At 51.3% G+C, this 25,945-nt stretch carries 32 protein-coding genes; all 32 read left to right on the forward strand.

What is annotated here, in order from left to right; genetic code table 11:
• Positions 1-2: 2 nt before the first annotated feature.
• The 32 genes from ACOBQJ_RS13130 (at position 3) to ACOBQJ_RS13285 (ending at position 25,944) form a co-directional block, all read left to right on the forward strand.
• Complete coding sequence (locus ACOBQJ_RS13130; protein WP_421072203.1) at positions 3-239, forward strand: hypothetical protein; 237 nt, start codon at positions 3-5, stop codon at positions 237-239.
• Positions 229-645 carry a hypothetical protein gene (locus tag ACOBQJ_RS13135; RefSeq protein WP_421072204.1) on the forward strand — a complete coding sequence of 139 codons (417 nt, stop codon included), beginning with the start codon at positions 229-231 and terminating at the stop codon, positions 643-645. Before ACOBQJ_RS13130 ends, ACOBQJ_RS13135 begins: the two co-directional genes overlap by 11 nt.
• Positions 646-876: 231 nt before the next feature.
• On the forward strand, positions 877-1,185 hold the full coding sequence (locus ACOBQJ_RS13140) for an HNH endonuclease (protein WP_421072205.1): 309 nt from the start codon (positions 877-879) through the stop codon (positions 1,183-1,185).
• Between the two features lie 73 nt (positions 1,186-1,258).
• A complete protein-coding gene (locus ACOBQJ_RS13145; protein ID WP_421072206.1) occupies positions 1,259-2,494 on the forward strand; it encodes a site-specific DNA-methyltransferase in 1,236 nt (411 codons plus the stop codon).
• 69 nt (positions 2,495-2,563) lie between these two features.
• Positions 2,564-3,169, forward strand: coding sequence for a virulence-related protein (locus ACOBQJ_RS13150; RefSeq protein ID WP_421072207.1), 606 nt, complete (start codon positions 2,564-2,566; stop codon positions 3,167-3,169).
• Between the two features lie 18 nt (positions 3,170-3,187).
• A complete protein-coding gene (locus tag ACOBQJ_RS13155) occupies positions 3,188-3,394 on the forward strand; it encodes a gamma-glutamylcyclotransferase (protein WP_421072208.1) in 207 nt (68 codons plus the stop codon).
• Between the two features lie 293 nt (positions 3,395-3,687).
• Positions 3,688-3,999 carry a DUF6329 domain-containing protein gene (locus tag ACOBQJ_RS13160; protein WP_421072209.1) on the forward strand — a complete coding sequence of 104 codons (312 nt, stop codon included), beginning with the start codon at positions 3,688-3,690 and terminating at the stop codon, positions 3,997-3,999.
• A 78-nt stretch (positions 4,000-4,077) separates the two neighbouring features.
• Positions 4,078-4,575, forward strand: a complete 498-nt coding sequence (locus ACOBQJ_RS13165) for a phage terminase small subunit P27 family (protein ID WP_421072210.1) — start codon at positions 4,078-4,080, stop codon at positions 4,573-4,575.
• On the forward strand, positions 4,572-6,236 hold the full coding sequence (locus ACOBQJ_RS13170; RefSeq protein WP_421072211.1) for a terminase large subunit: 1,665 nt from the start codon (positions 4,572-4,574) through the stop codon (positions 6,234-6,236). Before ACOBQJ_RS13165 ends, ACOBQJ_RS13170 begins: the two co-directional genes overlap by 4 nt.
• A gap of 13 nt (positions 6,237-6,249) precedes the next feature.
• Positions 6,250-7,494: a phage portal protein gene (locus tag ACOBQJ_RS13175; RefSeq protein ID WP_421072212.1), complete on the forward strand. Its 1,245-nt coding sequence runs from the start codon at positions 6,250-6,252 to the stop codon at positions 7,492-7,494.
• The gene (locus ACOBQJ_RS13180) at positions 7,445-8,053 is read left to right on the forward strand and encodes an HK97 family phage prohead protease (RefSeq protein ID WP_421072213.1); all 609 of its coding nucleotides are present in this window, start codon (positions 7,445-7,447) and stop codon (positions 8,051-8,053) included. Before ACOBQJ_RS13175 ends, ACOBQJ_RS13180 begins: the two co-directional genes overlap by 50 nt.
• A 21-nt stretch (positions 8,054-8,074) precedes the next feature.
• Positions 8,075-9,235, forward strand: a complete 1,161-nt coding sequence (locus ACOBQJ_RS13185) for a phage major capsid protein (RefSeq protein WP_421072214.1) — start codon at positions 8,075-8,077, stop codon at positions 9,233-9,235.
• 9 nt (positions 9,236-9,244) lie between these two features.
• Positions 9,245-10,177 carry a hypothetical protein gene (locus ACOBQJ_RS13190; protein WP_421072215.1) on the forward strand — a complete coding sequence of 311 codons (933 nt, stop codon included), beginning with the start codon at positions 9,245-9,247 and terminating at the stop codon, positions 10,175-10,177.
• Between the two features lie 13 nt (positions 10,178-10,190).
• Positions 10,191-10,700: a head-tail connector protein gene (locus tag ACOBQJ_RS13195; RefSeq protein WP_421072216.1), complete on the forward strand. Its 510-nt coding sequence runs from the start codon at positions 10,191-10,193 to the stop codon at positions 10,698-10,700.
• Positions 10,690-10,992: a phage head-tail adapter protein gene (locus ACOBQJ_RS13200; RefSeq protein ID WP_421072217.1), complete on the forward strand. Its 303-nt coding sequence runs from the start codon at positions 10,690-10,692 to the stop codon at positions 10,990-10,992. Before ACOBQJ_RS13195 ends, ACOBQJ_RS13200 begins: the two co-directional genes overlap by 11 nt.
• Positions 10,985-11,371 carry an HK97 gp10 family phage protein gene (locus ACOBQJ_RS13205; protein ID WP_421072218.1) on the forward strand — a complete coding sequence of 129 codons (387 nt, stop codon included), beginning with the start codon at positions 10,985-10,987 and terminating at the stop codon, positions 11,369-11,371. The genes ACOBQJ_RS13200 and ACOBQJ_RS13205 overlap by 8 nt, the downstream gene beginning before the upstream one ends.
• 2 nt (positions 11,372-11,373) lie before the next feature.
• The gene (locus ACOBQJ_RS13210; protein WP_421072219.1) at positions 11,374-11,709 is read left to right on the forward strand and encodes a hypothetical protein; all 336 of its coding nucleotides are present in this window, start codon (positions 11,374-11,376) and stop codon (positions 11,707-11,709) included.
• Positions 11,710-11,711: 2 nt separating this feature from the next.
• Positions 11,712-12,617, forward strand: coding sequence for a major tail protein (locus ACOBQJ_RS13215; protein WP_421072220.1), 906 nt, complete (start codon positions 11,712-11,714; stop codon positions 12,615-12,617).
• A gap of 12 nt (positions 12,618-12,629) precedes the next feature.
• Positions 12,630-13,064 carry a hypothetical protein gene (locus ACOBQJ_RS13220; protein WP_421072221.1) on the forward strand — a complete coding sequence of 145 codons (435 nt, stop codon included), beginning with the start codon at positions 12,630-12,632 and terminating at the stop codon, positions 13,062-13,064.
• Entirely contained in the window at positions 13,018-13,257 is a 240-nt protein-coding gene (locus tag ACOBQJ_RS13225; protein ID WP_421072222.1) for a hypothetical protein, read from the forward strand. Before ACOBQJ_RS13220 ends, ACOBQJ_RS13225 begins: the two co-directional genes overlap by 47 nt.
• A gap of 12 nt (positions 13,258-13,269) precedes the next feature.
• Complete coding sequence (locus ACOBQJ_RS13230; protein WP_421072223.1) at positions 13,270-15,804, forward strand: phage tail tape measure protein; 2,535 nt, start codon at positions 13,270-13,272, stop codon at positions 15,802-15,804.
• A 14-nt stretch (positions 15,805-15,818) separates the two neighbouring features.
• Positions 15,819-16,181, forward strand: coding sequence for a hypothetical protein (locus tag ACOBQJ_RS13235; protein ID WP_421072224.1), 363 nt, complete (start codon positions 15,819-15,821; stop codon positions 16,179-16,181).
• A 3-nt stretch (positions 16,182-16,184) separates the two neighbouring features.
• Positions 16,185-18,539, forward strand: a complete 2,355-nt coding sequence (locus tag ACOBQJ_RS13240) for a hypothetical protein (RefSeq protein ID WP_421072225.1) — start codon at positions 16,185-16,187, stop codon at positions 18,537-18,539.
• Positions 18,540-18,551: 12 nt separating this feature from the next.
• On the forward strand, positions 18,552-18,998 hold the full coding sequence (locus tag ACOBQJ_RS13245; protein WP_421072226.1) for a hypothetical protein: 447 nt from the start codon (positions 18,552-18,554) through the stop codon (positions 18,996-18,998).
• Positions 18,991-19,884, forward strand: a complete 894-nt coding sequence (locus tag ACOBQJ_RS13250; RefSeq protein ID WP_421072227.1) for a hypothetical protein — start codon at positions 18,991-18,993, stop codon at positions 19,882-19,884. The genes ACOBQJ_RS13245 and ACOBQJ_RS13250 overlap by 8 nt, the downstream gene beginning before the upstream one ends.
• A 12-nt stretch (positions 19,885-19,896) precedes the next feature.
• On the forward strand, positions 19,897-20,865 hold the full coding sequence (locus ACOBQJ_RS13255; protein WP_421072228.1) for a hypothetical protein: 969 nt from the start codon (positions 19,897-19,899) through the stop codon (positions 20,863-20,865).
• A gap of 301 nt (positions 20,866-21,166) precedes the next feature.
• Positions 21,167-21,577: a phage holin family protein gene (locus tag ACOBQJ_RS13260; protein WP_421072229.1), complete on the forward strand. Its 411-nt coding sequence runs from the start codon at positions 21,167-21,169 to the stop codon at positions 21,575-21,577.
• Positions 21,570-22,298 (forward strand): N-acetylmuramoyl-L-alanine amidase family protein, encoded by a 729-nt coding sequence (locus ACOBQJ_RS13265; RefSeq protein WP_421072230.1) that lies wholly within the window; start codon positions 21,570-21,572, stop codon positions 22,296-22,298. Before ACOBQJ_RS13260 ends, ACOBQJ_RS13265 begins: the two co-directional genes overlap by 8 nt.
• 4 nt (positions 22,299-22,302) lie before the next feature.
• Complete coding sequence (locus ACOBQJ_RS13270) at positions 22,303-22,833, forward strand: RNA polymerase subunit sigma-70 (protein ID WP_421072231.1); 531 nt, start codon at positions 22,303-22,305, stop codon at positions 22,831-22,833.
• Positions 22,830-22,991, forward strand: coding sequence for an SHOCT domain-containing protein (locus ACOBQJ_RS13275; protein WP_421072232.1), 162 nt, complete (start codon positions 22,830-22,832; stop codon positions 22,989-22,991). Before ACOBQJ_RS13270 ends, ACOBQJ_RS13275 begins: the two co-directional genes overlap by 4 nt.
• A 56-nt stretch (positions 22,992-23,047) precedes the next feature.
• Positions 23,048-24,376, forward strand: coding sequence for a recombinase family protein (locus ACOBQJ_RS13280; protein ID WP_421072233.1), 1,329 nt, complete (start codon positions 23,048-23,050; stop codon positions 24,374-24,376).
• A 26-nt stretch (positions 24,377-24,402) separates the two neighbouring features.
• A complete protein-coding gene (locus ACOBQJ_RS13285; protein WP_421072266.1) occupies positions 24,403-25,944 on the forward strand; it encodes a recombinase family protein in 1,542 nt (513 codons plus the stop codon).
• Position 25,945: the final 1 nt, after the last annotated feature.

The following is a 25,945-nucleotide window of genomic DNA, read 5'->3' on the forward strand; positions in this document are numbered from 1 at the left end:
TTATGAATATAAAATGTTTTGGCGGCAAGGGGAAAAATGGCTGTGAAATCCTGGTCGTCCGTAAATGTCCCGGTGACAGCTGCTCATACTTTAAAACCAAGTACCAGCACCAAACTGATATTGGGAAAACGCTCAAGCTGCTGGCGAGCCTGGACAAAGAACACCAGCAGTACATTGCCGATAAATATTACAGAGGCAAGAAGCCCTGGCTGGAAGGCGGTGCCAGCAATGACCGCTAGAGAGTATCTGAGCCAGGCTTACCGCATAGACCAGCGCATCAACAGCAAGCTGGAGCAGATCGCCTCGCTGCGAGCTCTGGCGGCCAAGGTCACGTCAACGCTGTCCGATATGCCCTGCAACCCCAAGAGCCAAACCTTATCAATGGAGAATATAATTTGCAAGATGGTTGATCTGGAGAATGAAATCAATAATGATATCGATAACCTGTTGGATTTGAAAAACAATATTGTGACGGCCATCAAGCGGATAGAAAACCCGAAGTCCCGGATGCTTCTAGAACTTCGATACCTATGCTTTAAAAGTTGGGAGCAAATCGCGGTTGATATGGGTTACAATTCTAAGTACATTTTTAGGCTTCATGACAAAGCTCTAGAAAAAGTTTTGATTACGAAAAGTGGTGAATAAAAGAGGTTGAATGTGACTATTATCTTCTGTTAATATTATAATGACAGGTAAAGAAAGCCCCGAGGCGACAGCGCTTTTGGGGCTTTTTCTATGTGCAAAAACAGGTGATCCAATGAATAAATGCAGGGGCTGCATCTGGGCAAGATGGCTTAACAAAAGGAAAGTGGTCTGCCTCTTTCCTAAGTGTGTAAAAAGAGGGCCTACCAGCAAAGCGCTTTTCTCTGGGATGGCATGAAACAATTTGCAAAGAAGTTCTACAAATCAAGAGCCTGGCAGGATTGTCGGGTTGCTTTCTTTAGAAGCATGTATGGATTGTGCGAACAATGCGGAGCCGGCGGGGTGATTGTCCACCACAAAACCGCTCTGACACCGCAGAACATAAACGATCCAACTGTGACGCTGAACTGGGACAACCTTGAGCTGCTCTGCCAATGCTGCCACAACAGGGCTCACGGGTCGAGTAGTACAAGTGACGACACCAGGTTTGACGAAGGTGGCAATCTGATTCCAAAGACCTCCCCCCCGGTCAATAAATACTAAAAAACGCCTGGGGACCGGGAAGGGGAGCATCGAAAACCCCGGCAGTCCCCAATCAAGCCATGAGGAGAAATATATGGATATCCAAAAAATCAAAGCTGATAAATTAAAACCGGCGTCATACAATCCCCGTAAGAAATTGAAGCCAGCTGACCCTGAATATCAAAAGATAGAACGCTCCATCAAAGAGTTTGGCTACGTTGACCCGATCATCATCAACAAAGACATGACCATTATCGGCGGCCACCAGCGCTACAACGTGTTGGTCGACCAGGGCTACAGCGAGCTGGATTGCGTAGTCGTTGACCTGCCCAAAGATCGGGAGAAGGCTCTCAACATCGCGCTCAACAAGATCAGCGGCGAGTGGGACGAGGCTGCGCTGGCCCAGCTGCTAGGAGAACTTGGTGACCTTACTGAGCTGACCGGCTTTGACGCCAAAGAGATAGACGAGCTATTCGCCAAGTTCATCGATAAAGGCAAAGTGCAAGAAGACGACTTTGACGCCGACGCCGAGGTTGCTAAAATTACAAACCCGATCGCCAGGCGGGGGGATGTCTGGCAGCTCGGTAGGCACCGATTAGTATGCGGGGACAGTACGCTGGCAGGCGATTTTGAAGCGCTGATGGACGGAAGGCAGGCTGACCTGGTTCTGACCGATCCACCCTATAATGTAGATTATGAGGGCGGCACCAAAGACAAGCTGAAGATTAAAAACGATAAGCTGCAGGACGAAAAGTTCCTGCAGTTTCTTACAGACGCCTTTGTGCACATGAACACTTATTCCAAAAAGGGCGCTCCCATTTATGTGTTTCATGCAGACAGCGAAGGCTACAACTTCAGAACCGCTTTCAAGCAGGCAGGATACATCCTGCGCCAGTGCCTGGTATGGGTAAAAAACTCCCTGGTACTCGGCCGGCAGGATTATCAGTGGCAGCATGAGCCGATCCTCTACGGCTGGAAGGACGGGGCAAGCCACGCCTGGTATGGCGACCGCAAGCAGACGACGCTGATCAGGTTCGACAAGCCGCACCGTAACGCTGATCATCCAACGATGAAACCGATAGGCTTGTGCGGGTATTTTATCTCCAACTCCAGCAAGGAAGGAGATATTGTCCTTGACCCGTTTGGCGGCAGCGGCAGCACATTGATTGCCTGCGAACAGACTGGTCGCAGCTGTTATACCATAGAGCTCGATGAAAAATATACGGACATCATTGTGAAAAGGTATATCCAGCAGGCCGGCTCAGATAGCAGTGTGTTCCTGGAAAGGGACGGGCAGAAAATACCTTTTAAAGATATCCCCAAACTATAAATAAAACCTTGCTATTTCCTGTGTTTGGAGCGATATATAGACTACCAAAAAACACAGGAGGTATTGCACATGGACAAAAACGAAAAAACCAAACCGGACGGATTAGACGATCTCTTAGTTGACAGCCTTGAGGTCCAGTTTCCCATTGAAGGGCACAGTGGGGCTACCCTGCGAAACCTGGTCAACATGCTCGCCAGCAAGCAGAAATTGATTGCTAAAGCTTTTAACATCAACGGGGTGCTGCTGGATGAGAATTTTGCGCAGGCTTTAAACGAGAAGGTGATTTGCACCACAGAGGATTTTACAAAAGCCATCCTCGATTTAGGACCTGACAGATCTCCGGGACTTTCCTTCGACTTTGAAAACGGGACCTTTACCTTTAAGCTGGCCGGCGGCAGCTTTAACAGTGATAAGGTAACAGCCTTCAGGGACCTGGCCGCGCTCATGGATAATAACGCTAAAATACTTAAACATGTATCCTTCAAACCGGCCCAGGAGGACAATCCCAAATTCGCCTTCAGGACTTGGCTTACCCGGCTCGGGATGAACGGCGGCGAGTACAAAGCCTCAAGAAAGGCAATGCTCGCCTCGCTGGAGGGCAGCAGCGCTTTCAGAAAGCCGCAAGAGACGAATAAAAAGACTTTGGGCAGCATGGAATTAGTTGAAGTCGAATAAATACAAGGAGCCTTGGCGATGGATAAATTTTTTTCACAGAAATTTTGCGACAGATGTGGTGGCAGTCTGGAACAGGGCAGAATCATGTCAATGCTGAATACTGATTGCATATGCCTGGCCTGCAAGGAAAAAGAAAAAACCCGTAGCGATTACGAAGAGGCGGCAAAAGCTGAACTGGAAGAGATCAAAAAGGGCAACTACAATTACAAAGGCATCAAAGGCTGAAACGCCCTATTTAAATATCCCAAAACCCCAATAAAAACCTTGCTATTACCTGTGTTTAGAGTGATATATAGACTACCAATAACACAGGAGGCTATTTGTAATGACCATTAAAAAAGGGACCGGTTTAAAACCAACTACTCAAACGAAACCTTTGAAGTCGCAGGAAAATGGCTCGGAGATTATGTGTTTGCACCAGTTGGTACCGACCTGCAAGAATGCCTGATCTATTCAGCCGGCGATGTTGAGGAACTCTTAGAGACAGGAAAATTTATCAGGGAAAAGAAGCGCACGAAATGAAAGCAATCTTCGGCAGAAAAATGGCCAGCCTTGAAGAACTTAAAGAGGCGACCGCCAAAGCAAAAAATGACGGTCATACCGGAAAGCCCTATGAAGTTATTAAAGAAATTGTACTGAGCGATGCGGACTTCAACAAATTTGCCAACTGCCTTCTCGAAGATCAGCCCTGGATTGAAAAGGCAGACGGAGGGCACAACCAGAACGGTGAGGTTAAGTGCATCAGGGTAATCAACCTCAAAACTGGAGAGCGGGTGCTGGTCAACAGTGAAGGCTACGACTACCCGAGATACACCGCTTTAGAAGAATAGAAGAAGCCTGCATAAAAAACCACAAGCTGCCGGAAAATCCCGGTGGCTTTTTAATTGCCAATATCGAGGTGAAACCAAGTGGCCAAGCAAGTAATCCCGGTTGAATTCAATAAAAAGCGGTTTACCATAGCCGAAAGAGAAAAACGGCTAGATGCCGAGCAGGCTTTGCAGGCCCGGTCCGATAAAATCCGCTGCCCTTCCTGGCTGGACGACGAGGCCAAAAAAGAATGGCGGCGCCTGGTGCGCGAGCTGAAAGAAATCGGCCTGCTCACCAACTTAGACCAGTCCTCCCTGGCAATATGCTGCGACTGCTATTCCAAATACATGGCCGCCACAAACAAGATTAACGACACCACGCTGGTGGGCGTGCATACCAATAAACACGGTGCCAAAAACCTGGTCGTCAACCCCTATGTGATGGTAGCCCAGAAGTACGCTGACATGTACAAGAAATACTGCGTCGAGATCGGGCTGACACCGAACGCCAGGATGAGGATGACCACCGCTGCACAGGCCGAACCGGAAAAGGACGAGCTGATCGACTTTATCAAAAGGCGGCAGCGAAATAGTTCGTGACGAATTACATCCGGGAATACTGGAAGAAGATCCAGTCTGGTCGGATAGCAGCCTGCAGGCGTACCGTCCAGCAGTATAAAAAGTTAATATCAGAACTGGACAGCCCACGCGACCCGTGGGTTTTTGATTTGTATGCCGCCAATGCCCCGATTGATTTTATCGAGGCCTTTTGCCGGCACAGTAAAGGCAAGTGGATCGGCAAACCCGTCCGGCTTGAGCTGTTTCAAAAGGCCAAGCTGCAGGCCGTTTACGGCTTTATCCATAAAGACACCGGGCTGCGTCGCTGCCGGGAAGTATTCACCTGTGTCGGCAGGAAAAACGGAAAGTCAACCGAAATGGCCGCTCTCGGCACATACATGCTGGCAGGTGACGGTGAAGGCGGCAGCGAGTGCTTTTCCGTCGCCACCAAAAAGGACCAGGCCCGGATAGTATTTTCCGAGGCCGTAAACATGGTCAGCCAGTCGCCGGCCCTGTCCAAACACGTTAAAAAGCGCAAGACCGATTTGTACTTCCCGGTTACGTTTTCCAAGTACGAGCCTCTAGCCAGCGACTCCAACTCACTTGACGGTCTGAACAGCCACTTCGTGATCATGGACGAGCTGCACGCAATCAAGAACCGCGACTTGTACGACGTGATGAAGCAGAGTATGTCTGCCAGGGAGCAGCCGCTGCTCTCAATGATCACCACGGCCGGCTTTGTGCGTGAATGTATCTTTGACGACATCTACGACTACGCCTGCAAAGTCCTGGACGGCGTGATTGAGGACGACCGCTTCCTTGCATTTATCTACGAGCTGGACAGCCGCGCCGAATGGACTGACTTTCGCTGTTGGGAGAAGGCCAACCCTGGACTTGGCGCCATCAAAAGCTATGACGAGCTGGCCGCTAATGTGGAGCGCGCCAAAAACGACCCGAACTTTCTACCCACAGTTTTAACCAAGGATTTCAATATCCGTGAAACAGTGGCCGGCGCCTGGCTCACCTTCGAGGAGGCCAACAATGAGGAAACCTTCGACCTGGAGGAACTGCGCGACTGCTACGGCATCGGAGGCGTCGACCTTTCCGCTACCACCGACCTGACCGCTGCTGTAGTGCTGGTCAAAAAGCCGGGCGGCGACACTATCTATGCCGTCTGCCAGGGCTTCATGCCGGGAGAGACGATCGGGGCGCGCAGTGTTGAGGACAAGGTGCCCTATGTGCAGTGGCGGGACAGAGGCCTGATCACCGCCTGCCCTGGGCATAAGGTTGACTACCGGTATGTAACAGATTGGTTCATTAAGCTGCGGGACGAGTACGGCATACTTGCTTACTGGTGCGGGTATGACTCCTGGAACAGCCCCAGCTGGACAGAAGACATGGAAAACAGGCTGGGCTACAAGCTGAAGCTGAACCTTCTGCCGGTGATCATGGGGCCGAAAACGCTGTCTGCTCCCATGAAGCTCTTAAAGGCGGACCTGGCTGCGAAGCTGATCAACTACAACAACAACCCGGTGCTCAAGTGGTGCCTTACCAACACCTCGGTTGAGCCGGACAAAAACGAAAACATCAGACCCATAAAGAACAACCAGCGGCAGCGCATAGACTTGGCTGTCGCTTTGCTTATAGCATACACGGTTTACCAGAACAATCACGCTGATTACCTGGCCCTGACAGGAGAATAGAGGTGGTGCCCGGTTGAAACAAAAACGTAGCCTGTTTGACATCATCTTCGGCAGGCGGCCAAAAGAGCAGGCTGGACTGACCCAACTACAGCTTTTAAACGGGTATTCCCCGGTATTCACCGCCTGGCACAACGACCCTTACAGCGCTGACATTGTCCGGGGAGCGGTGGACGCCGTCGCTCGCAACGCAGCCAAGCTGAAACCCAAACACATTAAAAGAATCGGCAAAGAAATCATGCCGGCCGGCGGCCAGACAGAGCGGGTCCTGCAGGTCCGGCCAAACCCGAACATGAGCGCTTACGACTTCCTCTACAAAATGGTCACCACCCTGCTGATCGACAACAACGCCTTCGCCTACCCTGTCTGGGAAGGCCAGACTTTGAAAGCAATCTGGCCGGTCAACTGCACCCAGGCCGAGTTTGTGGAGGACAGCAGTAAAACAATATACATCAGGTTCCGCTTCGGCATGGGCAAGCAGGTGGTGCTGCCCTACAGCGAAGTGCTGCACTTAAGACGGCACTTTTACAAGGGCGATCTGTCCGGAGAGAGCAACGCCCCGATCAACAACACCTTAGAGGCCATCCATACCACCAACGAAGGGTTGGGACAGGCGGTTAAGACCAGCGCCAATCTACGGGGGATCATCAAATACCAGGGCATGCTCAAGGAATCCGACATCAAAGCTAACCGGGACCGGTTTGTCAGCGAGTACATGTCAATGAACAACGACGGCGGCATCGCCGCCCTGGATGCCAAGGCCGACTACATAGAGCTCAACAGCGAGCCTAAAATGATCAACGCCGAGCAGATGAAAGAGCTGCGGGACAACGTCTACAGGTATTTCGGCGTCAATGAAAATATTGTCATGGGCGCCTACGACGAGCAGGGCTGGGACGCCTTCTACGAGAGCACCATCGAGCCGCTGGCCGTGCAAATGAGCCTGGAATTCACCAGCAAGCTGTTTACTGCCGGCGAGCGCGGGCGCGGCAACGAGATCATGTTCGAGGCCAACCGGCTGGCCTACGCGAGTACCAAAACCAAGGTGGCCATGATGGAAAAGCTGATCCCCATGGGCCTTTTGACCATCAACGAAGGCCGGGAAATATTTAACCTGGCGCCGGTGGAAGGCGGGGATAAGCGCCTGGTCAGCTTAAACTACGTGGACGCGTCTAAGCAGAACCTGTATCAAACAGGAGAGGGGGATGAGGGTGGAGACAGCCAAAAAGGAGATCCGGATAGCGCAGCTGAGGGCACTTGAACCGGTTGAAGGACAAAGTGAAATGATTGTAGAGGGACGGGCTGTTGTCTACGACAGCCCGACTGTTTTGTGGGAAGCAGGCGGCGTGAAATATTACGAGGTGATTGCACGGGGAGCCCTGGACGGGGCAGACCTTTCGGACGTGCCTTTTAAGTACAACCACTCAGATCAGCACATGGTCATGGCAAGAACCCGCAACAAAACCCTGGAACTGACGCCCGACGAGCAGGGCCTCAGTATCAGGGCGAACCTGGCGGACACCACCTCCGGCCGGGACCTTTACGCGCTGATCAGGCGGGGCGACGTGGACAAGATGTCCTTTGCCTTTACGGTGGCAGAGGAGTCGTACAACAAAGACACCCGCACCCGCAGCATAAACAAGTTTAAAAAGATTTGGGATGTCTCGGCGGTGGATACCCCGGCATACTCAGATACATCCATTTCCGCTAGGAGCTACTTTGAGGCGGCGGAGGCCGCTGAGCTGGAGAGCGAAAAAGAGCGCAAGGCGCTGGAGTGCGCCTGGCTGCGGAAACGGCTAATACTTAGGACTTTTTTGTAAAAACCAAAGGGGGTTAAAACCATGCCTTATGAAAAAAGATTTGCCGAGATAAGCGCCAGGAAGCTGGAGATCAGGGCCATGCTGGAAGGCAGCGAGCAGGTGGACATGGACAAAATAGAGGAAGAACTGAGGGGCCTGGAAACGGAAGAAAAACAGCTGCGCTCCCGGCTGGAGGTAATGGAGAGGCTTAAAGGGGGACAGCCGCCGGCTGAAACCAAGATCATTGAAACCGCCGGCGCGCCGCCTATGACGCGTGAGGACAAGGAAAAAGAACTGGCTGAAAAACGCGGCCAGGACCTTAAAGAAAACCGGACCGTGACCGTCGGCTCCAGCAACATACTCCTGCCCAAGCACCAGGCCTCAGATATCAGGCCCACCTTCAACGAGGTGTCCAGCCTTATCGACCGGGTAAGCACCAAGCCTTTGATCGGCGGGGAGAGCTACCAGCAGCCGTATATCGACGGCTACGGCATCGGCGACTATACGCTGGAAGGTGCGGACTATGCCAGCGCCGAGGCCACTTTTGCCTATGTGGACATCAACAAGGCGAAAATCACGGCCTATGCCGAGGACACCGAAGAAGTGCAGAAGCTCCCGGCCGCCGCTTATGACGCCGAGGTGATGAAGGGCATTACTGTAGCAACCAGAAAGAAAATTTCCCGAGAGATACTTGTCGGCACCGGCGCGACTAACCGCCTGGCCGGCATCTTTTCAGCTGCGGCCACCGCCATTGACGCGGCTACCGACCTGGCGCTGACCGAGATTGACGAAACCACCCTGGACGAGATCATTTACACCTTCGGCGGTGATGAAAACGTTGAGGACGCAGCCGTGCTGATTTTAAACAAGGTTGACCTTAAGGCTTTTGCCACGCTGCGCGACGCCGACGGCAAGAAGATCTACGACGTTAAAAGCAACGGCAACACCGGCACCATCGACGGCATTCCGTTTATCATCAACAGCGCCTGTTATGCAGTATCGGCCGCGGCTACCACTGCGGGCCAGTACTGCATGGCTTACGGGCCGCTATCCAACTACCTGATGACCATTTTCAGCGACATGGATGTGCAGCGTTCCACCGACTACCTGTTCAAAAAGGGCATGATCGCCCATCGGGGCAGCATTTTCATCGGCGGCAACGTAATCAGCAAGAACGGCTTTTTGCGCGTTAAGAAAGGGTAGGGTGATCGCATGGCAAGAGTAGGATATGACCCCAGGCTGGGCCGGATCAAAACCGATGCTCCGGGTATAGTCCTTGACCGCGCCTTCCTGGCGAACCTGATGGTTGCTGCGGCCGATGCTGTAGCCGCGAGCGCGGCCGGGGTGCTGGCGCTTACCAACCTGGGCGCGGCTGCACAGGATGTCTCGGCAGGCATAACCCATCCGGCTGTACCCCGCGCTCTGAGTATAGTCGGCAACGTATCCGGTATAACCGGCAATGTTGTATTAACAGGTACAAATTACGGCGGCGAAACCATCACCGAGACACTGGCGCTGAACGGAACCACCACGGTAAACGGCGCCAAGGCCTTCAAGACGATAACAAATGTAAACCTGCCGGCGCAGACACATACACCGGCGGCGCAGACCGAGACAATTGAAGTTACCCATAAAGCTGATGCGGCCGGGACAATCACGATGACCATCACGGCGGCCGCGCTCGGCGACCCTGTTCCGGTTGCCGTTGAGGTAGAGCAGGACGACGCCGTTGGCGCTGTCGCGGCACTCATTGCCGAAGCGCTCAACGACAATGAGGATGTGGCTGCCGCTTTTACAGCGTCTGCGAATGCCGCGGTTGTCACCCTGACAGCATTTAAACCTCTAGCGAACGACGGCACCCTGGCCTTTGGCTTTGTTGATACCGACACTACCGGAGTCACCTGCGGAGCATCAACAAACGGGACCACCGGTGTGCCTTACGACAAGGTGTCGGTGGGTTGGAACGATATCCTTGGCCTGCCTTACAGGCTGAGCCATAATACTGTGTTGGCTGCCTATCTGAACAATGTCAAAGAGGGCACCGCTCCCAGTGTTGCCATCAGCGCGACAGCCTTGGAATCCAACACCATCGACCTTAACAGCGCCTTAGACGGCCATGCTGTAGATGTCTATCTAATCGTCTAAGGAGGTGTTCGGCATGGCCATCCTTGACGAGGTAAAGCTGGCGCTGCGGATAGCGGCGACCACAACGGATTTTGATACAGAAATAACGGGACTCATCAACGCGGCGCTGGCGGATCTGCACCTGGCGGGGTTGGCAGCCGGCGACACAACGGATCCGCTGATAAAGCAAGCTGTCATAACATACTGCAAGGCCGGCTTCGGCTACGATAACCCGGACGCCGACAGGCTCCAGCGGTCTTACGGCCTGCTTAAAGCCCACCTGACACTGGCCGACGATTATGTCACCTACAGCGTTACATTTACGGTAACGTCCGGCGGCCTGCCGGTAGGGGATGCATATATCTACATTGACGGTGTGGAAGATCCGCTTAAAACCAACTCTCTGGGCGCAGCGGTCTATCGCACCAAGGAAAAAAACATAGATGTCGGCTTTACGGTGAGTAAATCTGGCTATGTATCGCAGACAGGATCCGTTTATGTAGACGCCGATAAAGCGGTGGAGGTGGTGCTGGTTGCGGCATAAAGAAGTTATTCACCTGATCAGCTCTGCCATATCTGCAGATAGTATAGGAAACCAGATTGAAACGGACACGGAGCGAAAGGTATTTGCCAACGAATACTCTGTCGGCACCAGCGAGTATTACAACGCCGCTTCAAGCGGCCTGCGCCCAGCCAAGATGTTTGAAATCTACACCTTCGAATACCGGGACGAGGCCAAGCTGAGGCACAACAGCACCACCTACAGGGTTATCCGCAGCCAGGGCAGGGGCGAAAAAACAATACTTACCTGTGAGAGGGTGGCGGCCGATGGCTGACATATCCATTGATCAACTGGCCGACGCCATTACCCAGGCTTTCAAGGAGTATACCGAAGAGGTAAGCGAGGCCATCGGGGAGGAAACCGAAAGCACCGCCGACAAGGTGCTGAAAGAGATAAAAGAGTCTCACCCCTACAAAGACAGAAGCGGCAAATATACCAAGGGGTTTGTCAAAACAAATAAAAGCCTGCCGGGCAGGCGGCGGTATGTAATATGGAACAAAAAATATTACAACCTGGTGCACCTTTTAGAAAAAGGGCACGCCAAACGGGGCGGCGGCAGGGTGCAGGCTTACCCGCACATGGGTCCGGCGCATGACAAACACGTGCCCCAGTTCGAGCAGAACGTCAAAATGATCATCAGGGACGGTGGATAGGTATGACCCAGGCAGAACTTTATACGGCGCTGAAAACCCTGGGTCTGCCTGTGGCCTACAGGGAATTTAAAAGCATACCAGAAAATCCAGCGCCGGCCCCGCCGTTCATCTGCTACCAGTTCAAGGACGATGATGATATCAAGGCCGACAACCAGAATTACTTCGGGATTAACAACTTTGACATTGAACTCTACACAGAAAAAAAAGACCCTGCCAGCGAGGCCAGCATCGAGAATATGCTTAAGACCAACCGGCTCCCGTACACAAAGCGGGAGTTTTTCATTGAGTCTGAAGACCTGATCCAGGTGATTTACGAAATCCAGCTGATAGGAGGATAGCAATGAATAAAGTAACCTTTGGCCTTGAAAACGTCCATATAGCTTTCCAGGGCACCTGCCAGAAGGAGTCCATAGAGGTTACAGCAGGCTGCGACACTGACGGTGAAATCACTGTAACCGTAACTGGGGCGCCGCTCACCGGCGGCTCAGAAGCATGCATAGTGCCGCTTTCTACGGAATCACACGGCACCGCGGCTAAAGTGGCTGCAGCTGTGGCCAACGTACTGAAAAATAATGCTGATGTGAGCACCAACTACAATGTAAGTGTCGTGGGGGCTACAATCTACCTTACCGCCAAAGTTGCCGCGGCAAATGACGCAACCCTGGATATCGCCTTTACGCCTGGGGCAACCGGGGTAACAGTCGGGTCTTCCACCGCTGTAACAGCAGGCGCAACTGGCTACGGCGCCCCGGCAGCCATACCGGGCGCTGTAAACTTCACCCCGTCTCCCGAAGGCTCTGAAGTCAAATACTACGCCGACAACGTGCCGTATTTTGTCTACACCGTAAACAACGGTTACAAGGCAGACCTTGAGATGGCGCTCATACCGGATGCTGTCCTGGCCGAAATGCTCGGCTGGCCGGTTGACGACAACGGGGCAGTAATCGAAATCGACGACGGTACCCCGAAGAAATTCGCGCTGATGGGCCAGGTGCAGGGCGATGACAAGAACCGGCGCTTTGTGTACTATGACTGTCAGGCTGCCAGGCCCAGCAAGGAACACAAGACCAAGACGGATACCATCGAGCCGTCAGCCGATAAGCTCACTATCACCATCCTGCCGATTGACATGACTGTCGACGCAGAAACCATGGGCGTGGTAAAGGGCACCTTAGAGCTGAGTTCCACCAACGCGGCGGCTTACAATGCTTTCTTCGATTCTGTTTACATGCCAACGTTCGCTTAACGGGAGGACCGCATGAAAGAAATTAAGATTTGCGAAAAGACTATAAGGGTCAGGGCGACACCCCTGGCTCTTTTCTTTTACCGCAAGGAGTTCAAATCTGACCTCTTAAGCGATTTGATTAAGCTCTCTGCCGGCATGCTCGGGCTTGCCGCAGCCGTAACCGGCAGCAAAATTGAGGAGCTGAAGGCTGAAGAACTCGCAGGCCTTAACGCGAGCAGCTTTGACATGGCGGCGCTCTCCGCCTTTGACATTGACGTTATCGGCATCATGCAGATCACCTGGGCGATGGCCAAGGCCGACTCGTTAGGCGAGCGCTTCCCCAGCTTTGAAAAATGGTTTCTTGATCTCGGGGATTTTGACGTTTTAGGCGGTCTGCCTTCTCTTTTAGCGGCACTGGAGGTTGCCGCCAGCGGGTTTCTTCGTCGAGGAGCGCAGCAGGGGCTGTAAAGGGGGACGCCAGCCGGAGCGCCTTGACCTGGACATTCTGGCCGTGGCCAAGCGCGCCGGTTTGAGTTTTATGGAGATGAATGAATTCAGCGTGCAGGAGCTTTTTGATTATGTCCATGCCTTCACGGGAGCAAAGGACGATAGGCCGCGCATGGCCACGCAGGAGGACATAGATAGATTTTATGCAGGTTAGGAGGCGGGGACCGTGACAGAAAGCATAAAAGGAATTTCAATTGTTATCGGATCGGATACAACTGCTCTGACTGCGGCCCTGTCTGAGGTTAACAAGAAGTCCAAGGCTCTGCAGTCTGAGCTTAAGCAGGTAGAAAAGCTGCTCAAACTCGATCCGAAGAATACCGAGCTGGTTGCTCAGAAACAGAAGCTCTTAGCTGATGCCGTTGAAAACGCCAAAAAGAAACTCGACAGCCTGAGAAAAGCACAGGAGCAGGTAAACCAGCAGTTTAAAAGGGGCGAAATATCACAAGGCCAGTACCGGGCTTTCCAGCGTGAGGTTGCCGCGGCCGAGCAGCAGCTGAAGAAGCTGGAGACCCAGGCTAAGAATACTGGGACAAGCATTCATAATATCGGCACTTCCATGCAAACCGCCGGTGATAAAATGGCCAGCGCCGGCCAAAACCTGACCATGAAAGTGACAGCTCCCATTGTCGGGGTTGGTGCGGCCGCCTCTAAGATGGCGATAGAGTTTGAAGAGGGCATGGCCAAGGTTGGGACCATTGCCGATACTGCGGCAAAGCCCATAGAAGAACTGAGGAAAGAAATCCTTGCCCTGTCAAATGAGACGGGTACCAGTGCCAGCGAATTAACCGAGGCCGAATACCAGGCCATTTCCGCCGGCGTTGAAACGGCAAAGTCTGTAAAATTTTTATCCACAGCTGTTAAGGCGGCCAAGGGCGGCTTTACGGACAGCCAGACTGCCATTGACGGACTTACCACCACGCTGAACGCTTACGGCAAAAAAGCGGATGAGGTAACGAAGATCAGTGACCAGATGATGCTAGCGCAGAATTTCGGCAAAACGACCTTTGGGGAGATGGCCTCCAGCATCGGAAACGTGGCCCCAACTGCAGCCAGCCTGAACGTAGCCACCGAGGACCTGTTCGGCTCTCTGGCCGTTCTCACCAAAAACGGTATCGCTACATCTCAAGCCGTCACCGGCCTTAAGGCGGCTTTTTCAAATATTCTGAAGCCAACCAGCGACGCGGCTAAACTTGCTGACCAGCTGGGCCTGGACTTCAGCGCCGCCCACCTCAAGTCAGTCGGCTGGTCAAAATTCTTAGACGAGATCGCGGAAAAGACCGGCGACGACGCTGAGAAGATGGCGCTTCTTTTCGGTTCCGTAGAGGCCTTAAACTCCATGCTGGTTCTGACCGGTAAAGGCGCTGCGGACTTCGATAATGTTCTGGCCGGCATGGCCTCATCAGCCGGGCTGACGGAAGAAGCCTTTAGAAAGATGGAAAACACTTCCGGGGCCAGGCTTGCCAAGTCACTTAACAGCCTAAAGAACGCAGGGATTGAGCTGGGAGATTCCCTGGCGCCTGCTGTGGAATCGATCGCCAATTCGCTCAGCAGGCTTGCTGATTGGTTTGATAAAATCGGCCCGGCCGGCCAGAAATTAATTATTGCTTTAGCCGGGATCGCGGCCGCCATAGGTCCTGTTATGAGTATAATCGGCAATGTGGCAAAGGCAGTTGGCGGGGTTATAAAATTTTTTACGCCTGCCGCCGGGGGGATATCTGCATTTACCAAGGTGCTTAGATTCCTGGCGCCTGCCGCCAGGATTGTGGTTACTGCATTAAGTTATTTAGTCAGGGGTTTTTCCTGGCCGGTTGCAATTATCACGGCTCTTATCACAATCGGCATAGCCCTATATAAGCACTGGGATACGGTCAAGGCCAAAGCCCAGCAGCTGGGGGCCTTTATTGCAAACGTCTGGAATTCGCTTGTGGCATCCGTCAAGGCTGTCTGGGACGGTATAAAGAATGCTGTTGTCGGCGCCTGGGACTGGATGTATGCCCACAACTACTATTTCCAGAAGATTGTTGACACGGTTACTACCTGCTGGAACGCCATTAAAAGCGTAACGGGGTCTGTCTGGAACGCCATAAAGAACGTGGCCGAATCAGTCGGCAGCGCACTAAGCGGATATTTGTCAGGCCTGTGGGACAGCATCCGGGGCACTGCCCAGGGTGCGTGGGACGCCATATACGGAGTGATCAGCGGCATACTGGACAGTATCAGCGGTGTTTTTGACGCTGCCCTGGGCAAAGCCTGGGAGTGGGGCAGCAACCTTCTAGGGCAGTTTATCGCAGGCATTAAAGCGAAGTGGGAAGCCTTCAAGGCTTGTGTGGCTGAGGTTTCTGACACAATTGCAAAATTCCTTGGTTTCCACAGCCCGACAGAATGGGGGGCTGGCCGTGACGCCGACAAGTGGGCGCCCAACCTGATCAAGATGTTCACACAGGGCATTGAGAGCGGAATTCCCGAGCTGCGGGGCACGATGAACAGACTTGCCAGTATGCTTGAAATAAGGCCAATCGAGGTCAGCGGCAGAATGACCGTAACGGGCGGGGTGGGCGTCAACATCACCGGTGAAGGGGCGCAGTATTTGAGAGTCGACAGCATTGCCCGCGCTGTGGAACAAAGGATCACCGAGCATATCGCCCAGGACAGCAGGCGGTACGCTCCCATACCCAGGACAATACCGTTTGCCAACAGCTAAAGAGGTGATGAGACATGGCGTTCACCTGGGGAAGCACCACCTTAAAGGTGATAGTCGATACATACAAGCCGCCGCACTCCGAGGCCGGGCTGGTCGGCATCGACCTGCTGCCTGACTCAGCCGACAGCGGCGCCAACTGCGAAGTCCTGCAGCAGTTCGGACGAAAGCGCAAGAGAGCGTCTTTCAGCGGTTTTGTCACCAGCCAGGCAGAATTCGACTCGTTGGAGGCCGATTATTTGGCGCAGACCGAGAGGACGTTTACGGACATTAACGGCCTGTCGCTGGGCTGTACCATTGAAAGCATTGCCCCTTCAGGCTCCGTCCCCGGCAATACCAGGAAGATTATCTATTATGACATTGTTTTAGTGGAGGCATAAGCTATGCAAGTTATGCCCGAAAACATAGCAACCCTGCTTAAATCAAAAAGCATGCGAAGGGCTGACAAGCCTGCCTACAGGCTGACTATCGAGGACAATCCGATTGGCGGACTGTCCGACCCCCAGACCTGGACAACCTGGCGGTATTTTGCCGGCGCCGCGGACAACAAGGGCCTGGGGTACATGGCCGAAACCTCCGATGGCAGAGCGGTTATCTCTTACGTAGAAAACAATAAAGTCTATATTGCCTTTGCCCCAACCGTCACGGGTATTCTTGACGGAACTGAAACCTTTGATTTTGACAGCGCAATATTGGTTAAGGAAGGCAATGAAACCGGCCTGATCCAGACATCACTCACTTTGATAAACGGCATTCTGCATCTGGCCATTACAAACTGGACATATACGACTGAATGGGTCCTGCAGTGCGAGCACTGGGTTGACAGTAACGGCCTGGGCGAAGAATTCGCTTTCAAAAATTATATCTCTACAGATTTGTCTTCCGGCACGAGCTGGGCTAGGGAGCTGCCTCAAGTGGGGAATAATCTGGGGCAGATAGTGTGCCTTAGCGAAACGAACTGGGTAATAATTTGTCCGCACTGGTCTTATGTATACCTGTCCAACCGGCCGTGCTACACGACAGATTCCGGAGAAACCTGGACAAACGGAGAGCCTTCTCCCAAAAGCCTTTTTTATTACCTTGCCGGCTGCGGAGTCAGTGTTCTAAGATTGTCCGACACTTCCTTTGCCATAGCCTGGTGCTCTTCTTCCTCATATGAGAAGCTGCTGCATTATACAAACTGCGGCGCTGTACTTTCCGCGGCAGACGGCTGGGGTTCCGACTGGCCTGGGGGCGATGATTATGTGCGCGGCATCGGCTATGCAGCCGTCAAGGACAAAGTGTACATGGCCGTCGCCGGCCTTATGGGCAGCCCGTACGATATTTATGAATTCAAGCTGGATACGCCGACATATGAGACCATTAAGCTCTACGAAAACTGGACCTTTATAGCTTCCGTAGGTTATTTCGGCGGCGGGGAACCGCAGTTTACAGCTACGGAAAACGCACTGGTGCTGCAGCACAAGGACAGCGGCCAGATTTCCGGAGCCGGAACATTGATTGAACGCAGGCCACTGCAGGTAAAGAAGATAGAAGTGACAAGACAGAAAGGTGCGGCTTCCCAGTTAGTTGTTGTATTGGACAATAAAAACGGCCGGTATTCTCCCGACAAGGAAGGGGCCTGGTTTAATGTTATCTGGCCGAACAAAAGGGTTGTGCTGGAGTGGGGCTACGGGACTGATTTGGCCTATGGTTTTACCGGCCTGGTGGATTCAGTCAAGATGAGCACCTTTCCGCAGGAGCTTACCTTTGTCTGCCGGGACATGCTGAAACTGGCCCTGGACCAGACAGTCACAGATGAAGCAGGGGCACACACGATATATTACACAAATGAAAAAGCGGAAGACATATTTTTGTACCTTGCTTCCGCCGCCGGGTATGCCTCCGAAGATATCGTCACAGAAGAAACGGGCATAACCCTGGAAGGTTTTCTGGTATCGAATGAAACCTATGCTGATGCGTTCACGCGGCTTTGTGAAATATCCAAATTCGAATACTACTGTGACGCGAAAGGCGTTTTATATTTTGTCCATTCTACGGACAGGTCGCCGGCAGTAGAGGGCGCGGCTATGGTGCTGACCGGCACCGACTGGGTGGACATCCCCGGTGTTGCCGCCGGCCACCCCGTTGTTTTGGACAGCGACATGCTGACCGATGGGGAGCTGGCCGTATACAGCAGGGTAACAGATTATGAAATCAGACTGGGCGGCAGCGGCATTAATGCCGCGGTCAGGAGAAGGCCGGGGTCGTCTATCGGTGATGGAGCTGCCGTGTACGTATCTGCGGTATATGCGGCATGGGTTTTCAGCGAGGGACAGGACATTGTCAAGCTGGACTATACCATAGATGATAAAGATCTGTACTATACGATACTGGTCCAGGGCGCTGCGGAAGACGAGAGCGTGATAGAAGCCAGCGCCAGCTATATCAGTAGGGAGTATTACAACGTCCTGGAGCAAAAAATTCTTATTGTAAGCGCCTCGCAAATCAAGGACCTGGCCACCTGCCAGGAAATAGCGGACAGGAACGAGGTCTTAATGAGGTCAAGGCCTAGGTACACGGAATTCGGCGCAGTGGCCAACCCCTGGCTGGATACCGGCGACTGCTGCCAGGTTATTGAAAGCTCGACGACCATTTCCGAGATATACAGGCCGCTCAGCGAGATTATTACCATGGAGCCGGGCACAGGTTTTATCATGCAGCTTGGGGCTTACCATTACGGGTACGCTCCTATATAAGGCGGGTCTAATATGGATTATATAACCAGACTGATTAACGCTGAAATAGACCGGAAGCTGACTCTAATATTCCGGGATCCGGCTAAGGTGACTGTTTTTGACTCTGCCGGGCCGACACCCAGGTATAGGAACCCGGCGAATGCACTGGATGCGGGCGCCCATGCCTTAATCGATCACGAAGGGCTGCCGGGGGTTCCTTTATTGTCGGTCTTGAGGCAGGCTTATGCAAATGCTGCAACAATAGTTGTTGCTCACAATTTCGGCAGGAGGCCGGCTGTTCAGGTATTAGGTGGTGCCGGGGCGGAGCTTTATGGCAGGGGCCTATACGGTATGGGGGATTACAGCGGATCTGCTGACCGTCAGGTCATCGAGCCATTATTGATAAACCATGACAGTATCAACCAAGTCACGGTGACATTAAACGAAGTTGATTCGGGGGAGGTGATCTGTATTGGCTGAGACAACGACAGTTAAACTAGGGATGACCAAGCCGGAGGTAGGAGCCAGCAATGATACCTGGGGCGGGATGCTCAACGGGGATCTGGATGTCCTGGATCTGGCGCTGGTATCTCACCATTTTGCTGAAGATACAGCTAACCATTCAGGTCTTGATTTCGCTCACAAGTCTGGAGTGGTCAGGTATCGGGCGGCAATAACTTTAGTTGGTGGCGGAGTTGTTACCCTGGCAAATGACACGGTGAATTATATCGAGGTCTTGCCATCAACCGGAGCGGTCAGCGCCAATGCCGTTGGGTTTACTCTCGGGAGCATCCCCTTGTTTCAGGTCACGACCGCAGGAGGAGCGATCACCGTAGTCGCGGATCAGCGAAGTTTTCTAGGTGTGGATAGCGACTACATGGATAAGTTGGCGGCCAAGGGTGATCTCTTGGTGCACGACGGTGCAATATATCAGAAGTTAGCGGCCGGGCTGAATGGTGATTCGCTGGTTGCGGATTCCGGTCAGGCAAACGGTGTCAAGTGGGCGCAAAGGTCGCACGGGATTGCCTTTTATATTGATGATATTCTCGCCACAGATGCCGATGCTCTTTCTATTATCATTCCGATGAATGTAACAATAACCGGGGGTAAAATTGAGGTAACGACAGCTCCGGCGGGGGCAAGCCTGATATGTGATATCCACCAAGCGAGCACCGGATTGACGATATTCACCACCCAGGCGAACAGGCCGACAATCACAGCAGGGAGTACGTCGGCGGCGATTGCCGCTCCTGATATCGTTGACATCAACCAGGGTGACACGCTGAAGCTGGCGCTGGATCAGGTCGGGTCAACCTATGGCGGCATGAACCTGCGCCTGACGTTATATTGCAAGGAAAGGGCATAGGAGGTTATAAAAATGGCTCTTTTGTTTTGTGACGGATTCGACCATTATACCATCGGGGATATGCCGACAAAATATATTGATGCTGGTGCTAATTCGATATCGTCGCCGGGTAGAAATGGAACTGGTTATTGCGTAAGGTTCAATAACAGCCGGGCTTATACAGCTATTGGCAGCAAGACAACCTTGGTTGTTGGATTCGGCATAAAACTTTATACCGCTTACAGCGGGATTCTCTATCGGTTTTGTGAGGGGGATACCACTCATGTTGATTTAAGAATTGATTCATCTCAAAGGTTATATGTGACTAGGAACGGTACAACTCTTGGGTCTGTTTCTACTGTACCCTTAAGGATAAATGTATGGGAGCACGTTCAAATTAAGGTATTCATCAATGATTCAACAGGTACGGTAGAGGTCAAGATTAATAGTGTAAGTGTTATTTCGTTAACTGGACAGGATACGCAGAATGGGCTTACCGGGGTTATTACAAAAGCAGGTTTGTATTGTAATACGGATTGCGCTTTTTATGATGATTACTGGATTGATGACGCTGATTTTCTTGGTGACTGTATTATCGAAACCAAGTTCCCAAACGGTGCTGGAGATACGACAGAATGGACACCGTCGACGGGGAGCAATTATGCCTGTGTCGATGAGGTCAATCAAAACGGGGACACAGATTATGTGTCGAGTGGGACAGCCGGTCAGGTTGACACTTATGCTTTTGCTGACCTTTTGACATCTGCCGGATCTGTTAAGGGTGTTCAAGCTAATGTATGGGCAAGAAAAGACGATGGAGGGACAAGGCAAATAGCGCTTGTTGCCAGGCCGGTATCGACCGACAGGGTTGGCGCCTCAAAAGATATGGCTCTGACATATGCTTATTACCGCGAAACATTTGCTCTAAATCCAGAAACAGGCGCCCCATGGACAATAGCCGAAGTAAATGCTGCGAAATTCGGCGTCAAGTTGGTGAGCTAAATGGCTGCCAGGGTGTCCCAATTACCACTAGAAACAGTTGTTTTGCCCAGCACACAAAAAGCCAGAGTGTCGCAGATTTCATGTGAAAGTTTAGTTCTTCCCACGGCACAGAAGGCCAGAATATCGCAAATTGCATGTGAAAGTGTTGTGCTTCCCACGACACAAAAAGCCAGGGTGTCCCAGATAGTAATTGAGGTTTTAATTTGCCAAGATGCCAAGAGAAAATTTGTCCAATTTATTTGATAACAAATATTTTTTAAAGCCGGAGGGCTTTTTTTATTTTGAAAAGGAGGCTGGTTCTTTGAGAGATATAGTGAACACTATCCAGTTAGCCATTGCTTTGATTGGCGGCTACATAGGTTATTTTTTGGGGGGCTGGGATGGTTTCCTATACGCCCTGGTAGCCTTTGTTGCTATTGATTACCTAACCGGCGTCATGGTGGCTGTTTTAGAGAAGAGGCTGTCCAGCGAGGTTGGGGCCAGGGGTATTTTCAAGAAAGTGCTAATTTTTGCACTGGTTGCAGTGGCGCATATTATCGATGTCCAGTTTATTAAAACCGGCAGCGCTATTCGCACCGCAGTGATCTTCTTCTACCTCTCCAACGAGGGGATCAGCATCCTGGAGAACACAGCTAAGATAGGGCTGCCTATCCCGGTCAAACTCAAACAGGTTTTGGAGCAGCTGAATAAGGAGGATGACCTGAATGGCTAGATTATGTTTTGACTATGGCCATGGCGGGGACGATCCGGGAGCAGTTTATTTGGGAAGAAAGGAATCCGATGATGTATTAAGCCTTGGAATGGAAGTAGCCAGGGATATCAGAAGGCATGGAGTGACAGTCGATGAGACCAGGACATCTGACGCAAATGTGACTCTTAGAGCCAGAACTGATCTTGAGAGTAAGCAGGAATACGATTACTTTATATCCTTCCACCGGAACGCCTTTATGAAAGAAACGGCCAGCGGCGCAGAAACATATGTCTTTACAGAAGCGTCCGAAAAAAGCAAAGCTCTGGCTTTTAAGCTGCAGGCGGCTTTGGTGGATGTTGGTTTTGCTAACCGTGGGGTTAAAACAGCCAATTTCCATGTATTGAGGGAAAGCGAGGCGCCGGCAGTTCTAATCGAAATAGGGTTCATTGATAACAGCAATGATAATAATTTGTTTGACTCCAAGCGGGCTGAAATTGTTAGGGGAATCTCCAAGGCGATTCTTTCCCAATTAGGTACTATATATATAGAAGAAACAGAATCTGAGCAGCCTAATGATCCTTTGACAGATGCTTTGAACATCTTAGTAAAAAACGGTATCATCAGCTCTCCTGAATACTGGCAGGAAAATGCCAGGTCAGGAAAAACCATAAAGGGAGAGTATGCCGCATTGCTCATTGAAAGAATGGGAGCTTTTATTTTAACCAAGCTGCCTTCAACTTGAGGTTTTGGGCAACTATAGCAACCAGAATTACGGGACCCGCGGAGTAACATCTGCGGGTTTTATTATTTACAGGGGAGTGAGCCATACGACCTTATTTCAAAAAGAACAGGTACGCCGCTTGCGCACTGAAGGCATGGGCTACTCGAAGATAGCAGCTTGTCTTGGCATATCTGAAAATACCGTAAAATCACACTGTAAAAGAAATAACCTCAGCGGTGTGATGGCTGCTTCAAATCCAGAACAGTGTGATACCAGAAAAGAGGCCTACGCTTTCTGCAAGAACTGCGGGAAGCCTATCGGGCAGCGCCCTGGCGTAAAGCCACGTAAATTCTGCTCTGATGAATGCCGCATGACCTGGTGGAACAACCACCCCGATCAGGTTTCGCAGAAGGCCGTCTACCATTTGGAGTGCTCTGGTTGCAAAAAACCGTTTGACAGCTACGGCAACAAGCACCGCAAATACTGCAGCCATGCCTGTTATATAAGAGAACGGTTCAGGCAGCCGGCAACAGCAGGAGGTGAGGGATTATTATGACACAGGAGCAATTCGAGCGTGAGAAAACATACCGCGTCACGCTGTCTATTGCCAGAACCATGCTTCAAAACGGACTGATTACGGAACAGGAATACAAGAAGATCAATATCATGATACTTGAAAAATACCGCCCTTTATTGGGCTTTTTATGCCGCTGACAACTTGATATATATAGGAAACTAGAGGTAACATGTAGCCTGAAAGGAGGGCTTTCATGGCGAGGGTTATCAGAAGAATATCACCGTTTACGCCGCTGCTGCCGAAGAAGAAGCGAGTGGCCGCCTACGCCAGAGTATCCAGCGGCAAAGACGCCATGCTCCATTCGCTTTCAGCCCAGATCAGCTACTACAGCGATTACATTCAAAAGCACCGTGAATGGCAGTACGCAGGCGTTTATGCCGATGAAGCGTTGACCGGGACAAAAGACAGCCGGGCAGAATTTCAGCGGCTGCTTGACGATTGCCGCGCCGGACATATCGATATGGTTATTACCAAATCCATATCACGTTTTGCCAGGAACACCGTGATCATGCTGGAAACCTTGCGGGAGTTAAAACTGATTAATGTAGATGTGTTTTTTGAAAAAGAAAACATACACTCTATGAGTGGGGATGGCGAGCTAATGCTTACCATCCTCGCTTCTTTTGCACAGGCAGAAAGCCTTTCAGTGAGTGAGAACTGCAAGTGGCGCATCCGCAAGCGCTTTCAAAATGGGGAGATTGTTAACCTGAGATTTATGTATGGATATAACATAAAAAAGGGCGTAATAACGGTTGACGAACAGCAGGCTGAAATTGTCCGTATGATTTTTGCAGATTATATAAGCGGTTTAGGCTGCAGCAAGATCGCCAATAAATTAAATCAAATAGGCGTCCGGACAGTCAGGAACAATACATGGAATGACAAACGGGTGGCTGATATTATCAAAAACGAGAAATATACCGGCAACGCTCTGCTGCAGCGAAAGTATGTTACTGATCACTTATCCAAGAAGCTGGTTTTAAATAAAGGCAAGCTGCCCAAGTATTATGCCGAAGGGACCCATGACCCGATAATTGATGCGGCAACCTTCGAAAAAGCCCAGGAAATTATGGCAGGGCGCCGGGATAAAAACAAAATCAAGCAAAAAACCATAAACAACTATTTGTTTACCGGTATGATAAAATGCCCCCGCTGCGGTAGGAACTACCGAAGGGTAAATAATAATGGACGAGTTGCATGGAACTGCCCCACCTTTATCAAAGAAGGAAAGGCGGTATGCCATTGCAAGCAGCTCCCGGAAGATATTCTGCTGACATTGACCGCAGAAGTATTGGGGCTGGACGATTTTGACGAGAATGTTTTTCGGGAAAAAATCAAAGAGATGATTGTGCCGGAACCGGGTCAGGTGCTGTATATATTTCACGGCGGTCATAAAAAGAAAGCTTCCTGGCAAAACAGGTCACGCAAATTTAGCTGGACTGATGAGGCCAAGCTAAATGCGAGGAACAGGGCGCTCGCATATCGGGAGGGGGTTAAGCATTGCATACATCAAGGGCAGTAAAAGTTATTCCGGCTAAAGTCGTCCCAATGTCATCGGATATCAATAGCATGGCTAAGAAACGCGTCGCAGCCTATGCTCGTGTATCAACCGACAGTGAAGAGCAGCTTTCCAGCTACGAAGCCCAGGTCGATCATTATACTAAGCACATAAAGGCTAATGCAGACTGGGAGTTCGTTGAAGTTTATGCAGACGAGGGTATATCGGCTACCAGCACAAAAAAGCGAGAAGGGTTCAAACGAATGGTAGCTGATGCGCTTGATGGCAAAATAGACCTTATAATAACCAAGTCAGTGTCCAGGTTTGCCCGTAATACAGTAGATACTCTAACGAATGTGCGTGACCTTAAGGATAAAGGCGTTGAGATATATTTTGAGAAGGAGAATATATACACATTTGACAGTAAAGGCGAGTTAATGCTGTCAATAATTTCCAGTTTGGCGCAAGAAGAGTCTCGCTCACTTAGCCTCAACGTGACCTGGGGCCAGCGCAAGCGGTTTGCGGACGGCAAGGTCAGCCTGCCCTACAAGCGGTTTCTGGGTTATGAAAAAGGTGAAGATGGCCTGCCTAAGATTGTGGAAGCGGAAGCTAAGACCGTGCGGCTGATTTACAAGATGTTTTTAGAAGGAAAAACCCCGTCAGGGATAGCCAGCCACCTAACCAAAAAGAGCGTTCCAACACCCTCCGGCAAGCAAAACTGGCAGCCCAGCACGGTGCAAAGCATCTTAACCAACGAGAAATACCGTGGCGACGCTATCCTGCAGAAAAAATACACCATAGATTTTCTTACCAAGAAGATGAAGGTCAACGAGGGTGAAATACCACAATACTATGTGGAAAATAGTCACCCTGCGATCATACCTCCTGAGACTTTTGAACTGGTGCAGGAAGAATTCAGAAGACGAAAAGCCGGAGGAAGATATACCAGCGGCGTAAACTGCTTTGCCAGCCGTATCGTATGTGGTGACTGCGGCAGTTTCTACGGTAGAAAGGTGTGGCACTCCGGCAGCCAATACGCCAGTACAGTCTGGCAGTGCAACAGAAAGTTTAATAAGCAAGAATTCTGCACCACTCCCCACCTGAAAGAAGAAAGTATAAAGCGAGCATTCCTGGAAGCCTTCAACAGCCTGATAGACAATAAAGCGGAGATCCTAGAAAACTACGATGGCATCATAGCCCGGATAACTGACTGCAGGAGGCAGGAGAAAGAAATCGAAAAAATCGATGAAGACTGTGCATCCATAGAGGTGCTGATACAAAAGCTCATCGCTGAAAACGCCCGCTCGGCCATCGAGCAAGGGGAATATAACCGCAAGTACAGCGGATATGTGGTCAGGTACAACGAACTGCAAGCCAGACGTCAGGAACTGAGCACTGATATCACCATGCGCCAGGCCCGGCGCAGCCAAATGAAAGCCTTCATCAAGCAGTTAACCAAGCAGGACCAGCTTCTGACCGAATTTGACGAGGGCCTGTGGTCCGCCACCCTTAATGCCGTGGTTGTAAAATCAGAGCAGGAGGTAATCTTCCAGTTTAAAGACGGAACCGAACTGCCCTGGAGCATTGAGTAGC

The organism is Pelotomaculum propionicicum (assembly GCF_048984525.1).
GTDB classification, from domain to species: Bacteria; Bacillota; Desulfotomaculia; order Desulfotomaculales; family Pelotomaculaceae; genus Syntrophopropionicum; species Syntrophopropionicum propionicicum_A.